Genomic DNA, 16,007 nt, shown 5'->3' with positions numbered 1-16,007 from the left:
GTACAAAATAAGCACCAGCCGTTCAAAATATCAAGCACTTAAGCGCAGCCGCCTTAAGCAATAGCTATAAAAAGCGGCATTGCCTTTGATCAAATCGACGAAGTGTCAATTATTACGCTACACCTACCCGCGCAGGGTCAGGCCGTTGGCAGGCAATGGCAAGGCGGTTTTGTAGCGCACCTGCTTGAGGGCAAAGCTGGAGCGAATGTTGGCCACGCCCGGCAGGCGCGTCAGGTAATCGAGAAAGCGCTCCAGCGCCTGGATGCTGGGCAACAACACCCGCAATAAATAGTCAGGATCGCCGGTCATCAAGTAGCACTCCATGACCTCCGGGCGCTCGGCGATCTCCTCTTCAAAGCGATGCAGCGCCTGCTCCACCTGCTTCTCCAGGCTGACGTGGATGAACACATTGACATCCAGCCCCAACACCTCGGGCGCCAGCAAGGTCACCTGCTGGCGAATCACCCCCAACTCTTCCATCGCCTTGACCCGGTTGAAGCAGGGTGTCGGGGAGAGATTCACCGAGCGGGCAAGCTCGGCGTTGGTGATACGAGCATTTTCCTGGAGGCTGTTGAGAATGCCGATATCGGTGCGATCCAGTTTACGCATGAGAAAAACTCACCTGATTTTTATCTTTATAAAGAATATTTATCCGCAAGCTATCGTAAAGGCAATGAACATCAGAAAAATATTCTTCAGGCTCGGGAATATGATGTAGGACAAGACTGACTGCCTGGTCACAAGCCAACGTCAGTAGCGACCGCTTCAAAGCTCACAAAAACACAAGACAGAGCGAGCGTAAAAAAGCATGAACGAGTACGCCCCCCTGCGTTTGCATGTGCCCGAGCCTACAGGCCGGCCAGGCTGCCAGACCGACTTTTCCTACCTGCGCCTGAACGACGCCGGAAAGGTTCGCAAACCCCCTATCGATGTTGAAGCCGCTGACACTGCAGACCTGGCGTATAGCCTGATCCGCGTGCTCGACGACCAAGGTAACGCGCTTGGCCCATGGGCCGAAGGCATTGAGCCGCAGGTCTTGCGCCAAGGCATGCGGACCATGCTCAAGACGCGGTTGTTCGACAACCGCATGGTGGTTGCCCAACGCCAGAAGAAAATGTCCTTTTATATGCAGAGCCTTGGCGAGGAAGCCATCGGCAGCGCTCAGGCCCTGGCCTTGAACCGCACCGACATGTGCTTTCCGACCTACCGTCAACAAAGCATCCTGATGGCGCGTGATGTATCGCTGGTAGACATGATCTGCCAGCTGCTGTCCAACGAGCGCGACCCGCTCAAGGGCCGTCAACTGCCGATCATGTACTCGGTGCGTGACGCCGGCTTCTTCAGCATCAGCGGCAACCTCGCGACCCAGTTCGTGCAGGCCGTAGGCTGGGCCATGGCGTCGGCCATCAAGGGCGACACCAAAATCGCATCCGCCTGGATCGGCGACGGGGCTACCGCCGAGTCGGATTTCCACACGGCCTTGACGTTTGCCCACGTCTACCGTGCACCCGTGATCCTCAACGTGGTGAACAATCAGTGGGCTATCTCGACCTTCCAGGCCATCGCCGGGGGCGAATCCACCACTTTCGCCGGCCGCGGCGTGGGTTGCGGGATTGCCTCACTGCGGGTCGACGGTAACGACTTCATTGCTGTCTACGCGGCCTCGCAATGGGCCGCAGAACGTGCTCGGCGCGGCATGGGACCGAGCCTGATCGAATGGGTGACCTACCGTGCCGGCCCACACTCGACGTCGGACGATCCCTCCAAGTACCGTCCGGCCGACGACTGGAGCCACTTCCCGCTGGGCGACCCGATCATGCGCCTGAAACAACACCTGATCGCCATCGGCCAATGGTCCGAGAAAGAGCATCAGGAAGTCAGTGCCGAACTGGAAGCCGAGATCATCGCCGCGCAGAAAGAGGCTGAGCAATATGGCACCCTTGCGGGCGGCCAGATGCCAAGCCCGGCGTCCATCTTCGAGGACGTCTATAAGGAAATGCCTGAGCACCTGCGTCGGCAACGCCAGGAACTGGGGATTTGACATGAACGATCACAACAACAATATCCAGTTGGAAACGGCCATGGCGACGACCACAATGACCATGATCCAGGCCCTGCGCTCGGCCATGGACATCATGCTAGAGCGCGATGACAACGTGGTGATCTACGGCCAGGACGTGGGCTACTTCGGCGGCGTGTTCCGCTGTACCGAAGGCCTGCAGAACAAGTACGGCAAATCCCGCGTTTTTGATGCGCCGATCTCTGAGAGCGGCATCGTCGGTACCGCCGTGGGCATGGGTGCCTATGGCCTGCGCCCGGTCGTGGAGATTCAGTTCGCCGACTACTTCTACCCCGCCTCCGACCAGATCGTGTCGGAAATGGCCCGCCTGCGCTACCGGTCGGCCGGCGAGTTCATCGCCCCACTGACCCTGCGCATGCCCTGTGGTGGCGGTATCTACGGCGGCCAGACTCACAGCCAGAGCCCTGAGGCGATGTTCACTCAGGTGTGTGGGCTGCGCACCGTCATGCCATCCAACCCGTACGACGCCAAGGGCCTGTTGATCGCCTCGATCGAGAACGATGACCCGGTGATTTTCCTCGAGCCCAAGCGCCTATACAACGGCCCGTTCGACGGCCATCACGACCGTCCGGTAACCCCGTGGTCAAAACACCCGGCCAGCGCCGTGCCGGACGGTTACTACACCGTCCCACTGGACAAGGCCGCCATCACCCGTCCAGGCAAAGCCGTTACCGTACTGACCTACGGCACCACGGTGTATGTGTCCCAGGTGGCCGCCGAAGAAGTGGGGATCGACGCCGAGGTCATCGACCTGCGCAGCCTATGGCCGCTGGACCTGGAAACTATCGTCAACTCCGTGAAGAAGACCGGTCGCTGCGTAGTCGTGCATGAAGCCACCCGCACCTGTGGTTTTGGCGCCGAGCTGGTCGCCCTGATCCAGGAGCATTGCTTCCATTACCTTGAAGCGCCGATCGAACGCGTCACCGGTTGGGACACCCCCTACCCGCACGCACAGGAGTGGGCGTACTTCCCCGGCCCATCACGAGTGGGCGCGGCATTGAAACGGGTCATGGAGGTCTGAATGGGCACGCACGTCATCAAGATGCCGGACATCGGCGAAGGCATCGCACAAGTTGAGCTGGTGGAGTGGTTCGTCAAAGTCGGCGACACCATCACCGAAGATCAGGTCGTCGCTGACGTCATGACTGACAAGGCGACAGTGGAGATTCCCTCTCCTGTCAGCGGCAAGGTGCTGGCCCTTGGCGGTCAGCCCGGTGAAGTCATGGCCGTGGGCAGCGAGCTGATACGCATCGAAGTCGAGGGGGCCGGCAACCTGCAAGAAGCCACTTCGGCACCTGCTGCGGCGCCCCAGGCAACCGTGGCCCCGGCGGTGCCAGCCCCTGCCCCTGAAGCAGCAGCTCCAGCCCCCAAAGCCCCGCCTGTTACAGCGGCATCGTACGAACCGGCGCCGTTTGTTGCGCGTGAGGCCAACGAGCGGCCACTTGCATCACCCGCCGTACGCAAACGCGCGCTGGATGCCGGTATCGAGCTGCGCTACGTGCAGGGCAGTGGCCCTGCCGGACGTATCCTGCATGAAGACCTGGATGCGTTTTTGGCGCAGCCGACCACAACCTCCGCCTCCGTACCTGGCGGCTACGCCAAGCGCACCGATGCCGAACAAATTCCGGTGATCGGCCTGCGCCGCAAGATCGCCCAGCGCATGCAGGATGCCAAGCGTCGGGTAGCACACTTCAGCTACGTCGAGGAAATCGACGTCACAGCGCTGGAAGAACTGCGCGTCCATCTCAATGAAAAATGGGGCGACAGCCGCGGCAAACTGACTATGCTGCCGTTCCTGGTCCGCGCCATGGTCGTGGCCTTGCGTGATTTCCCGCAAATCAATGCGCACTACGACGATGAAGCACAGGTCATTACCCGCCACGGTGCCGTGCATGTTGGCATCGCGACCCAAGGCGACAACGGCCTGATGGTGCCGGTGTTACGCCACGCCGAAGCCGGCAGCCTGTGGACCAATGCCAGCGAAATCGTTCGGCTGGCTACCGCTGCGCGCACCAACAAGGCCAGCCGTGAGGAGCTTTCCGGCTCGACCATCACCCTGACCAGCCTCGGCGCATTAGGCGGGATCGTCAGCACCCCGGTGGTCAACACCCCAGAGGTGGCCATTGTCGGTGTCAACCGCATTGTCGAACGCCCCATGGTCGTCAAAGGCCAGATCGTTGTGCGCAAAATGATGAACCTCTCCAGCTCGTTCGATCACCGGGTGGTCGACGGCATGGACGCAGCGCTCTTCATTCAGGCCATTCGTGGCCTGCTCGAACAACCCGCCAGCCTGTTTGTGGAGTGATCATGCAACAGACCCTGAACACCACCCTGCTCATCATTGGTGGCGGCCCCGGCGGCTATGTGGCGGCGATTCGTGCCGGCCAGCTGGGCATCCCGACCGTACTGATCGAAGGTCAGGCACTGGGCGGAACCTGCCTGAACATCGGCTGCATTCCGTCCAAGGCGCTGATCCATGTCGCCGAGCAGTTCCACCAGACCCACGCCCACAGCCAGCACTCAGCACTGGGTATCCATGTCGCACCGCCGACTCTGGACATCACGCAAAGCGTTGCCTGGAAAGACGGTATCGTCGATCGCCTGACCAGCGGGGTCGCTGCCCTGCTGAAAAAGCACGGCGTGAAGGTGATCCACGGCTGGGCGCGCATCCTTGACGGCAAAACGGTCGAGGTTGATGGCCAGGACCTGCGCGTCCAGTGCGAGCACCTGCTGCTCGCCACCGGTTCCAGCAGCGTCGAACTGCCTATGCTGCCGTTGGGCGGCCCGATTGTTTCGTCCACCGAAGCCTTGGCGCCCACTCATCTACCCAAGCGCCTGACTGTCGTCGGGGCCGGCTACATTGGCCTTGAGCTGGGTATTGCTTACCGCAAACTGGGCGTCGAGGTCAGCGTGGTCGAAGCCCGTGAGCGGATCCTGCCCACCTACGACAGCGAGCTCACACAGCCGGTAGCCGAGTCGCTGAAAAAGCTCGGTATTACCCTGTACCTCAAGCACAGCGTCGAAGGCTTTGATGCTGCCACGCAGAGCCTGAATGTGCGCGACCCGGCCGGCGAGCCACTGTCATTGGCTACCGATCAGGTACTGGTGGCTGTTGGTCGCCGTCCACGGACTCAGGGCTTCAATCTGGAGTCCCTCGAGCTGAAAATGAACGGCAGTGCCATTGCCATCGATGCGCATTGCCAAACCAGCATGCGCAATGTCTGGGCGATTGGCGACCTGAGCGGTGAGCCGATGCTCGCACACCGCGCAATGGCACAAGGCGAAATGGTTGCCGAACTGATTGCAGGCAAGCAACGCCGCTTCGAGCCGGTAGCCATTGCCGCCGTGTGTTTCACCGATCCGGAGCTGGTAGTGGTCGGCAAAACGCCGGAGAACGTGCAACAGGAAGGTCTGGACTGCATCGTTGCGCAATTCCCCTTCGCAGCCAACGGTCGCGCCATGACCCTGGAATCGAAAAGTGGCTTCGTACGCGTGGTTGCGCGCCGCGACAACCACCTGATTCTTGGCTGGCAAGCGGTGGGCGTGGGCGTTTCGGAGCTGTCCACAGCCTTCGCGCAGTCACTGGAGATGGGCGCCTGCCTTGAAGATGTCGCTGGCACCATTCACGCACACCCGACCTTGGGTGAAGCCGTACAGGAAGCAGCATTGCGCGCACTGGGGCACGCTCTGCATTTGTAACCCAGCACTGCGTCACACGTGTTAACGCCCACCGCAAGGTGGGCGTTTTACGTTCCAGATACCGGCAGGCTCAACCGACCCGGTTCTTACCTGCAGCTTTGGCACTGTACAACGCTTGATCGGCGCGGTTGACCAATTGCTCTGGCAGTTCTTCATTCGCCCATTCAGCCACACCGAAACTGGCAGTCAATCGATACTCCCCCACAGCGGGAAGCTGACTCAATTGCTGCAGGATGCACTCCGCCCGCTCACGGGCAAGCGCTTGCGTGCTGTGGGGCATGACAATCATGAACTCATCGCCGCCCCAACGCGCGAGCAAGTCCTGTGAGCGCAAACAGGTCTTGATGCACTCGACCACCTGAAGGAGTACCCGGTCGCCTCGGACATGGCCATATCGGTCATTGATCAGCTTGAAGTCATCCAGATCGATGACGACCAATGAAAGCGGCTGGCGAAACCGTCGAGAGCGCTCACACTCTTGGCGCAGCACCTTTTCCAGGCGATAACGGTTGGCAACCAGCGTCAGCGCGTCGCGCTCGGCCAGAACGCGATTATCTTCGAGCTGGCGCTGCAGTTGCTCATTGACCCAGGACAACTCGCGGGTTCGCGCAGCAACCAGGGCTTCCAGTGAGTGATTCTTCTGTTCGAGTTGCTGCACCAGGCGCTTGCGATCGTCGATATCGCGATGGGCGCCAAGCATCCGCGCAACCGAACCGTCAGCGTTACGTGCGATCACACGGCCGCGGTCTTCGACCCACAGGTAACTGCCATCCCGACGACAACAACGGTACTCAATGCGGTACTCATCGACCTGCTGGTTCAGGTAGGCCTCAAAATGCGCCATCACCCGTGGATAGTCCTCCGGGTGAATGAGACGTTCCCAGGTGAACACCGTGTTGTCCAGCGAATGGCTGGCATGGCCAAGCATCCGGTACCAACCCGGGTTGCGGTAGACATGACCTGTGTTGGCATTCCAGTCCCAGATACCATCGCTGATCAGATCCAGCAGCGTGTTCAGTTGCTCTTCAGCAAATTCGCCAGGCACTACCTTCGTGTGTGTGTGGATTCATGACTCACCGCCATTCCCCCTGTTTACCGCTTGTTCCACTGAACTGAATAGACTAAAGCACAGTACCGACGCTGGTACGGGATCAACGGTTATGGCGCTTGATAATGTCTGCCAGTGTGGCGGTCATCATTGCCGTCGAGACACCGAACATCAGAATGCCGTTACCAGCCTCCAGCGGGCTGAGCAGGCGCCAATGTTCTGACAACACCACATCGCCATAACCGACCGTGGAAAAGGTTACGCCAGAGAAATAAACCGCTGTAGAAAAGTCGGTGAACTCGCCTAGCAGCAGATACAGCACGGCCCACAGGGCCATCTGGATGAAGTTGCCAAACAGCATCAGCGACATCACCAGCGACAACAACATGATGCTGGTCACAGGGCCGATGTTGCCACTCTGCGGCCGCAGGCGCAGGTAAAGACGTAGCGTGAGCACAACAAACAGTGCCTGCAGAATCAGGCACAACAGCATTACCGGTAAGCCTGTCAGCATGTTGTGCAACATAGTGATGCCCCAAGAATGGCAAACCTGCTGCCCCTTGCAACTGATCCATACAACCGCATGGCACCGTGATTTTAGCTTTTCAAACAGGTTCTGCACGAACACGGTGACAGCAGGGCAACATGGAAAACAGGTGCAGTGCACACGCCCCGATGCGCATCCTACGCACCCGATCCAAGCTGCTACGCTTGAGTGAGGCCCCCCAAACGGCTCCTCGCGATGCCGCATTTACCATACTGGAAGGTTGATTCAGGGGTAACAAGCCAGGCTGACAGGTGAGTTCAAGAGTGTTGCGCACAGGAGTAAAAATGCCTTCCAACAAGAAATCATCGACCAAACGCGCAGCGAAAAAATCGGCAACCCATGTATTGGAGCCCAGCTTCCGCTCACGTAAAGAACGCCTTCACCAGGGCGAAAGCCTGCGTGAGAAAGTACCGCTGTCCAGCCATGCGGTATGGAAGCCACCACGCAAGCACCGCAACCCGATCGACATTCTCGAAGCCTCCAACCGCTACCGACTTGCCAGCCTGGTACCCATTCGCTATGGGCGCATGCTACGCAGCGCGTTTACTTTCCTACGAGGTTCGGCCGGCCTGATGGCCCATGACCTGGCCATGACCCCGAGTACCGGCATCCACGTCCAGGCTTGCGGCGATTGTCATCTATTGAACTTCGGACTATTTGCGACCCCCGAGCGCAACCTGATTTTCGACATCAACGACTTCGACGAAACACTTCCTGCGCCATGGGAGTGGGATGTCAAACGTCTGGCGATCAGCTTTGCGGTAGCGGCACGCGATAACCAGTTCAGCGCCAAGGAAGCTGAAGCCTGCGCAGTCGAATGTGTTCGGGCTTACCGTGAGCGCCTGCGTGAATGTTCAAAAATGAGCCCGCTGGAAGTCTGGTATGACCGTCTCGATGCCCAAACGATTCTTGAGATGTCACCCAACTCAAAAACCAGAAGGAATCGGGAAGAGTTGATTGCAAAAGCCAAGACCCGTGTCGGTGACTACCTCTATCCGACCATAAGTGGCGAGGTCGGCGGGCGGCGACGCCTGATCGATCAACCGCCCATACTGTTTCACGTGTATGAAAAGGACTTTGAGCAGAACGTCAAAATAGCACTGGAGGATTACAGGATTTCCCTGCCCCATGAACGCCGGGTGCTTTTCGATCGCTACCGCATGGAAGATATTGCGGTCAAAGCCGTTGGTATCGGCAGTGTCGGTACCTACTGTTTTGTCGGCCTGTTCTTTTCTGCGGAAAACCACCCACTGCTCCTGCAGTTCAAGGAAGCGAGCCCTTCCGTCCTTGAACCTTATGCGGGCAAGAGCACCTACGCAAACAACGGTCAGCGCGTGGTTACCGGGCAGCGCTTGATGCAGTCTTCCAGCGATATATTTCTGGGATGGACTCAAGGCAAAAATGGTCGCCACTTTTTTGTTCGGCAGTTGCGGGACATGAAAATGTCGGCACCTATTGAACGCGCGACAGCAGCACAGCTGAAGATGTACGCAGAGATGTGCGGTATGACGCTGGCCCGATCACATGCCAAATCGGGCGATGCCGCAATGATCAGCGGCTATCTGGGCAAATCGGATGAATTCGACAAAGCCATCGGCAAATTTGCCATGGCCTATGCCAATCAAAACGCCAAAGACCATGCCGCGCTGGTGGCGGCAGAAAGATCCGGGCGGATCAAAGCGCTGATCGAGGAGGAGTAATGCCCCCCTCTGTACCGAAGATCAAGTGCTTACTGAGCCCCACCCGTATCGCTACGCTGCTCGCCGCAGCGTTCTACATCGCGGGGTGCACCACCCTGGGGCCGGCCTCGGTGCAACGTGATCGAACCGACTATGGCGGTGCACTGGCCACGACCTGGAAGGAGCAAACGCTGCTCAACATCGTCAAGCTGCGCTATGGCGATGCTCCGGTCTATCTGGATGTGTCATCCGTGATCAGTTCCAGCGCCATGGAGAGCCAGGTCAGCCTGGGAGCCAGTTGGTTTTCCGGATGGCCCAATGACGGAAACAGCCAGGCAATCGGTGCCTATGGCCGTTATACCGATCGCCCAACCATCAGCTATACCCCCATCTCAGGGGAGAAGTTCTCCCGCTACCTGTTACAACCCCTTTCCCCTGCCGCAGTATTTTCTCTGATCCAGGCGGGCTACCCCATTGATCGGGTATTGCAACTGACCACACGAGCGGTGAACGGTGTATACAACCGGTCGGCCTCCACTGTCCGCGCACGCGCAGCAGATCCACGCTTTTATCAGATGCTTGAAACCCTCAGGCGAATACAACGCTCAGAAGCCTTGGGGATGCGAATCAACCAGCCTGGTGACAAAGAAAATACGCTGATCATTGTCAACCGTGGCGTGCCTGACGCAGTCAGCAACGACAGTCGTGCCGTACGGGAAATCCTGAATTTGCGTCCCGATGCGACTGAGCTGGCACTGACCTTCGGCATGGTGCAACGCAACGACACCGAGGTAGCGTTACTCACCCGCTCCATGTCGGAAATATTCGTGGAGCTCGCCGCAACAGCCGAAGTACCGCCGATTCATTTGCAGGAGGGCCGGGCGAACCCGGCGCCTCCCGAGCCAGACCCGAATAGCCTGTGGGACCAGCCACTGGTACGTATCCATTCAAGTGCGACCCGCCCAGCAGATGCCTATGCCGCCGTACCCTATCGCGGCTATTGGTTCTGGATCGACGACCGAGACATGCGTTCCAAATCAGAGTTCCTGTTTATCCTCGTCCTGTTCTCGTTGGCCGAGACGGGGGTAGCACCACAGGCGCCAGTCATAACCGTGCCGGCTAACTGATAGGGTTGCGATACAAGGTAAGCAAGCCTCCCGCCTGCAGGTGGCAAGGTCTAGCTGGATTGAGCAATGCTCTCCTCCGAAACCTCATCCAGCCCCTCCTGCTGCGCCGTTGACTCAGTGACAACAGTGAAGTCGCTCACCTCAACAGCCCCCTGCCCGTAACCCAGAAGATGGAAGGAAAATGCCTTGCGCGGTTCCGGGTTGTAGAAACTGAAATCCATCTCCAGCGGTTGATCCGGTGTAACGAGCATTTCCGCAGGCAGCGCCAGTGGCACATCCTGCTCCAACTGCTTGGCCTTGAGCAGGATGTAGGCGTTGTGCTGTGGGTCCGCAGAGCGCACAGTCAGGCGCACACGCGTATGTGACCCCTTCGGCATTTCCAGATACTGGGCACCGATCAGGTTATCTGCCCAATCATCGTCGATCTGTGCTTTAAGCGGGATGATGGCTGCACTGCCGAACTGGTAGTGCTGATTCAATGGCGTGCGCAGCAACGTCTGATCCAGGGCAGCAGCCCGTGCCGCGATCTGTCGTGCACGCTGGCCGCCATATTGTCCGAGTAAGGTTACCCGATCCACAATGAAGCCTGGGCTGGCGTAGTAGCGGCAGCGTTGTTGAAAATCGCACTCGGTCAACGTCCCCTGGCCATCGTGATAACGCAGCTTGCCATTAGTGAATGACATGATCTCACGACCCGTCTCATAGTTTCGAAACAGCGAACGACCACTCAGGGCCTCCGGTACAGGCAACGCAAAATAGTCGAGTATCGAGGCACTCAGGTCGACATGCCCATAAACCCCGGTGTTCACCTTGGGCAGTTGCTCCTGTTCAGGTGCCAGCATCAGGTTGAACCCCCAGGATGAAGCCAGCCGCACCCCATCGATACCGTGGGATTCGTCCGAGGTGATAACCACCAGTGTGTCTTTCAAGATGCCTTGGCGCTCCAGGCCCGCGAGGAACTGCCCAAGCGCATCATCCAGATAACCTACGGCAGCCTGCTTGGGTGTGTCATAACGCTGTAGGTAATCCTCGGGAGCGGAGTACGGCTGGTGCGTACCAACGGTCAGCAGGGTGAGCATCCAGGGCTTCGGCTGTTTCTGTAACTGCCCAACGTAATCCAGTGCGCCCTCGAAAAACGCCTTGTCATCCTTACCCCAAGGAAAATCCAGGTACGAGGCGTTGGTAAACCAATCGAGGCCCAGCGTAGTCTCGAAGCCGATATGCGGCATGATCTTGTCTTTAGCCATGAAACGCAGACCTGCACCTTGCAGGTAGTGCGTGGCAAAACCGTGCTTGCGTAGCTGAGCAGGCAGGCACGCCTGGTTACGCTCGCTCTGAGTCAGCATCTCGACTCCCTTCGGCGTACCATTGTCGAGCTTGTCGTAATCACCGCACAGCATGGCGTACAGACCCCGAATCGTCTGGTGGCTGTGCAGCACATAGTCCGGCGTGTTCATGCCGCGCTCTGACCAGCGCGTCAAATTAGGCATCAGGTTTTCCTGATAGCGGCTGTGCAACGCCTGACGATTGACCCCAACATAGGCGCCAGGAATACCTTCCAGCGCGATAATCAGCACGTTGCGTGCGCGCCCCGCGGCTGGCAGCAACCTTTCGCCATTCAGATCCAACTGCGTAAGCCCTGCCATCTGGGGAGCAACCTCGGTAACGTCGCCCTCCCACCACTCTTGCGCTCGCGTCTGAAGATCACCAGCACTGGCAGCCAAAAGCTGATGCGGCAGATTGAACAGATGCCATTGGTCTGCATCGGAGGCATGCAGGTGCTGTCCCCCCCAGTGGGTAACCAATAGCAATACTGGTGCAGCCCAGGCTTTGCCAGACCAACGAGGGGACAACGCCGAAGGTGCTGCCCATTGGGTGATGAGCCATACCGTAAGGCCGATCAACAACGCGGCAGCAAGCCAGGGTTGAGCGAAACCGCCTCCGGTGGAATTCTCCAGGAACTGAGGATCGACCAGGTAGTGCAGGTCTGTAATGTTCGGCAGCCGCCCCACTGCACTGACCAGCTCGGCAGCAGCCAGTGTCAACAGGCTCCACACCAGCAACACCGGAAGCGCCAACCACCACGGTCGCTGATGCAGCAACACAATGAGTAGACTGCCGATGGCCATGTCGGACAGGTATCCAAATACATCAGACCAACCTAACGCTGCACGCAGGCACAACGGCATGAGCAGCACCAGTCCGACCAGAGCAGTTAGACGAGCATGCGGGTGCTGTAGCCAGCGACGTATAACATTCACAAAAACCTTCCAGCCATCAAAGCGTCATAAACATGTGCTGAATGGTACCAAGCGAAAGGCAAGAAAGGGGGAGCAACTACAGGAGGCGGCATCACTGGCGACGTTTCCAGGCCAGAAAGACAAAACCCCTACCTGCATGCGCAGATAGGGGTTTCGGAATTTAATCTTGACGATGACCTACTCTCACATGGGGAAACCCCACACTACCATCGGCGATGCATCGTTTCACTGCTGAGTTCGGGATGGGATCAGGTGGTTCCAATGCTCTATGGTCGTCAAGAAATTCTGTGTACCAGACCGTCTTTCGACGCTCCAGCAAATCGGGTATGTGATAGTTGTGAGTCGCAAACTTTCGGTTCGTTTCGTCTTCACAACACCGCAATCTGGTCATTTCGACGCAAATTGCTTGGGTGTTATATGGTCAAGCCTCACGGGCAATTAGTATTGGTTAGCTCAATGCCTCACAGCACTTACACACCCAACCTATCAACGTCGTAGTCTTCGACGGCCCTTCAGGGAGCTCAAGGCTCCAGTGAGATCTCATCTTGAGGCAAGTTTCCCGCTTAGATGCTTTCAGCGGTTATCTCTTCCGAACATAGCTACCCGGCAATGCCACTGGCGTGACAACCGGAACACCAGAGGTTCGTCCACTCCGGTCCTCTCGTACTAGGAGCAGCCCCTCTCAAATCTCAAACGTCCACGGCAGATAGGGACCGAACTGTCTCACGACGTTCTAAACCCAGCTCGCGTACCACTTTAAATGGCGAACAGCCATACCCTTGGGACCGGCTTCAGCCCCAGGATGTGATGAGCCGACATCGAGGTGCCAAACACCGCCGTCGATATGAACTCTTGGGCGGTATCAGCCTGTTATCCCCGGAGTACCTTTTATCCGTTGAGCGATGGCCCTTCCATACAGAACCACCGGATCACTAAGACCTACTTTCGTACCTGCTCGACGTGTCTGTCTCGCAGTCAAGCGCGCTTTTGCCTTTATACTCTACGACCGATTTCCGACCGGTCTGAGCGCACCTTCGTACTCCTCCGTTACTCTTTAGGAGGAGACCGCCCCAGTCAAACTACCCACCATACACTGTCCTCGATCCGGATGACGGACCTGAGTTAGAACCTCAAAGTTGCCAGGGTGGTATTTCAAGGATGGCTCCACGCGAACTGGCGTCCACGCTTCAAAGCCTCCCACCTATCCTACACAAGCAAATTCAAAGTCCAGTGCAAAGCTATAGTAAAGGTTCACGGGGTCTTTCCGTCTAGCCGCGGATACACTGCATCTTCACAGCGATTTCAATTTCACTGAGTCTCGGGTGGAGACAGCGCCGCCATCGTTACGCCATTCGTGCAGGTCGGAACTTACCCGACAAGGAATTTCGCTACCTTAGGACCGTTATAGTTACGGCCGCCGTTTACCGGGGCTTCGATCAAGAGCTTCGCGTTAGCTAACCCCATCAATTAACCTTCCGGCACCGGGCAGGCGTCACACCCTATACGTCCACTTTCGTGTTTGCAGAGTGCTGTGTTTTTAATAAACAGTCGCAGCGGCCTGGTATCTTCGACCGGCATGGGCTTACGGAGCAAGTCCTTCACCCTCACCGGCGCACCTTCTCCCGAAGTTACGGTGCCATTTTGCCTAGTTCCTTCACCCGAGTTCTCTCAAGCGCCTTGGTATTCTCTACCCAACCACCTGTGTCGGTTTGGGGTACGGTTCCTGGTTATCTGAAGCTTAGAAGCTTTTCTTGGAAGCATGGCATCAACCACTTCGCGCTCTAAAGAGCACTCGTCATCAGCTCTCGGCCTTAAGATCCCGGATTTACCTAAGATCTCAGCCTACCACCTTAAACTTGGACAACCAACGCCAAGCTGGCCTAGCCTTCTCCGTCCCTCCATCGCAATAACCAGAAGTACAGGAATATTAACCTGTTTTCCATCGACTACGCTTTTCAGCCTCGCCTTAGGGACCGACTAACCCTGCGTCGATTAACGTTGCGCAGGAAACCTTGGTCTTTCGGCGTGGGAGTTTTTCACTCCCATTGTCGTTACTCATGTCAGCATTCGCACTTCTGATACCTCCAGCAAGCTTCTCAACTCACCTTCACAGGCTTACAGAACGCTCCTCTACCGCGTCACCTAAGTGACACCCGTAGCTTCGGTGCATGGTTTGAGCCCCGTTACATCTTCCGCGCAGGCCGACTCGACTAGTGAGCTATTACGCTTTCTTTAAAGGGTGGCTGCTTCTAAGCCAACCTCCTAGCTGTCTAAGCCTTCCCACATCGTTTCCCACTTAACCATGACTTTGGGACCTTAGCTGACGGTCTGGGTTGTTTCCCTTTTCACGACGGACGTTAGCACCCGCCGTGTGTCTCCCATGCTCGGCACTTGTAGGTATTCGGAGTTTGCATCGGTTTGGTAAGTCGGGATGACCCCCTAGCCGAAACAGTGCTCTACCCCCTACAGTGATACATGAGGCGCTACCTAAATAGCTTTCGAGGAGAACCAGCTATCTCCGAGCTTGATTAGCCTTTCACTCCGATCCACAGGTCATCCGCTAACTTTTCAACGGTAGTCGGTTCGGTCCTCCAGTCAGTGTTACCTAACCTTCAACCTGCCCATGGATAGATCGCCCGGTTTCGGGTCTATACCCAGCGACTAAACGCCCTATTAAGACTCGCTTTCGCTACGCCTCCCCTATTCGGTTAAGCTCGCCACTGAATATAAGTCGCTGACCCATTATACAAAAGGTACGCAGTCACCTAACAAAGTAGGCTCCCACTGCTTGTACGCATACGGTTTCAGGATCTATTTCACTCCCCTCTCCGGGGTTCTTTTCGCCTTTCCCTCACGGTACTAGTTCACTATCGGTCAGTCAGTAGTATTTAGCCTTGGAGGATGGTCCCCCCATATTCAGACAAAGTTTCTCGTGCTCCGTCCTACTCGATTTCATTGATAAGAGATTTTCGCGTACAGGGCTATCACCCACTATGGCCGCACTTTCCAGAGCGTTCCGCTAATCTCAAATCAACTTAAGGGCTAGTCCCCGTTCGCTCGCCACTACTAAGGGAATCTCGGTTGATTTCTTTTCCTCAGGGTACTTAGATGTTTCAGTTCCCCTGGTTCGCCTCTTGCACCTATGTATTCAGTACAAGATACCTAGGTTATCCTAGGTGGGTTCCCCCATTCAGAGATCTCCGGATCAAAGTCTGTTTGCCGACTCCCCGAAGCTTATCGCAGGCTACCACGTCTTTCATCGCCTCTGACTGCCAAGGCATCCACCGTATGCGCTTCTTCACTTGACCATATAACCCCAAGCAATCTGGTTATACTGTGAAGACGACATTCGCCGAAAATTCGCAATACTCTTAAAGACTTAAGAGACACTCACAAATTTTACCTTAGCCTGAATAAACACCAGTGAAAGTGCTATTCAGTCTATTTCTATCACATACCCAAATTTTTAAAGAACGATTCTGAAAAAGTTCAGAAATCAATATTCGACGCGAATATTCATTTCTAAGCTTTGACAGACTAGGTAACCGCGTTTCCTAATCAGGAAA

The 16,007-nt window shown here is 56.9% G+C and carries 10 protein-coding genes and 2 rRNA genes; 6 read left to right on the top strand and 6 right to left on the bottom strand.

Annotated elements, in window-relative coordinates; genetic code table 11:
* Positions 1–123: 123 nt before the first annotated feature.
* Complete coding sequence (bkdR, locus tag ACZ9H3_RS22085; RefSeq protein WP_065759705.1) at positions 124–609, bottom strand: Bkd operon transcriptional regulator BkdR; 486 nt, start codon at positions 607–609, stop codon at positions 124–126.
* A gap of 199 nt (positions 610–808) precedes the next feature.
* Here bkdR and ACZ9H3_RS22080 point away from each other — a divergent pair, with 199 nt between their 5' ends.
* From ACZ9H3_RS22080 to lpdA, 4 genes are read left to right on the top strand one after another with little or no spacing between them, the layout of a single operon-like run.
* Positions 809–2,041 (top strand): 3-methyl-2-oxobutanoate dehydrogenase (2-methylpropanoyl-transferring) subunit alpha, encoded by a 1,233-nt coding sequence (locus tag ACZ9H3_RS22080; RefSeq protein WP_065759704.1) that lies wholly within the window; start codon positions 809–811, stop codon positions 2,039–2,041.
* 1 nt (position 2,042) lies between these two features.
* Positions 2,043–3,101 carry an alpha-ketoacid dehydrogenase subunit beta gene (locus tag ACZ9H3_RS22075; RefSeq protein WP_065759703.1) on the top strand — a complete coding sequence of 353 codons (1,059 nt, stop codon included), beginning with the start codon at positions 2,043–2,045 and terminating at the stop codon, positions 3,099–3,101.
* Positions 3,102–4,385 (top strand): dihydrolipoamide acetyltransferase family protein, encoded by a 1,284-nt coding sequence (locus ACZ9H3_RS22070; protein ID WP_476222539.1) that lies wholly within the window; start codon positions 3,102–3,104, stop codon positions 4,383–4,385.
* 2 nt (positions 4,386–4,387) lie between these two features.
* Positions 4,388–5,779: a dihydrolipoyl dehydrogenase gene (gene lpdA / locus ACZ9H3_RS22065; RefSeq protein ID WP_476222537.1), complete on the top strand. Its 1,392-nt coding sequence runs from the start codon at positions 4,388–4,390 to the stop codon at positions 5,777–5,779.
* A gap of 70 nt (positions 5,780–5,849) precedes the next feature.
* On the opposite strand, the gene ACZ9H3_RS22060 is transcribed toward lpdA, so the two are convergent.
* Positions 5,850–6,845 carry a sensor domain-containing diguanylate cyclase gene (locus ACZ9H3_RS22060; RefSeq protein WP_476222812.1) on the bottom strand — a complete coding sequence of 332 codons (996 nt, stop codon included), beginning with the start codon at positions 6,843–6,845 and terminating at the stop codon, positions 5,850–5,852.
* 85 nt (positions 6,846–6,930) lie between these two features.
* Positions 6,931–7,353 (bottom strand): potassium channel family protein, encoded by a 423-nt coding sequence (locus ACZ9H3_RS22055; protein WP_476222535.1) that lies wholly within the window; start codon positions 7,351–7,353, stop codon positions 6,931–6,933.
* 305 nt (positions 7,354–7,658) lie between these two features.
* On the opposite strand from ACZ9H3_RS22055, the gene ACZ9H3_RS22050 reads away from it, so the two are divergent.
* On the top strand, positions 7,659–9,074 hold the full coding sequence (locus ACZ9H3_RS22050; RefSeq protein WP_476222533.1) for a DUF2252 domain-containing protein: 1,416 nt from the start codon (positions 7,659–7,661) through the stop codon (positions 9,072–9,074).
* A complete protein-coding gene (locus ACZ9H3_RS22045) occupies positions 9,074–10,180 on the top strand; it encodes a hypothetical protein (RefSeq protein ID WP_476222531.1) in 1,107 nt (368 codons plus the stop codon). The genes ACZ9H3_RS22050 and ACZ9H3_RS22045 overlap by 1 nt, the downstream gene beginning before the upstream one ends.
* A 50-nt stretch (positions 10,181–10,230) precedes the next feature.
* Here ACZ9H3_RS22045 and ACZ9H3_RS22040 read toward each other — a convergent pair whose 3' ends face one another.
* From ACZ9H3_RS22040 to ACZ9H3_RS22030, 3 genes are all read right to left on the bottom strand, one after another.
* A complete protein-coding gene (locus ACZ9H3_RS22040; RefSeq protein ID WP_476222529.1) occupies positions 10,231–12,441 on the bottom strand; it encodes an LTA synthase family protein in 2,211 nt (736 codons plus the stop codon).
* 164 nt (positions 12,442–12,605) lie between these two features.
* Positions 12,606–12,721 (bottom strand): 5S ribosomal RNA (gene rrf / locus ACZ9H3_RS22035).
* A 137-nt stretch (positions 12,722–12,858) separates the two neighbouring features.
* A 23S ribosomal RNA gene (locus ACZ9H3_RS22030) occupies positions 12,859–15,749 on the bottom strand.
* Positions 15,750–16,007 lie beyond the last annotated feature (258 nt).

The organism is Pseudomonas sp. TE3910, from assembly GCF_056279025.1.
Note: the sequence above shows the minus strand (reverse complement) of the source record. Positions and strands in the feature narration are given on the sequence as shown.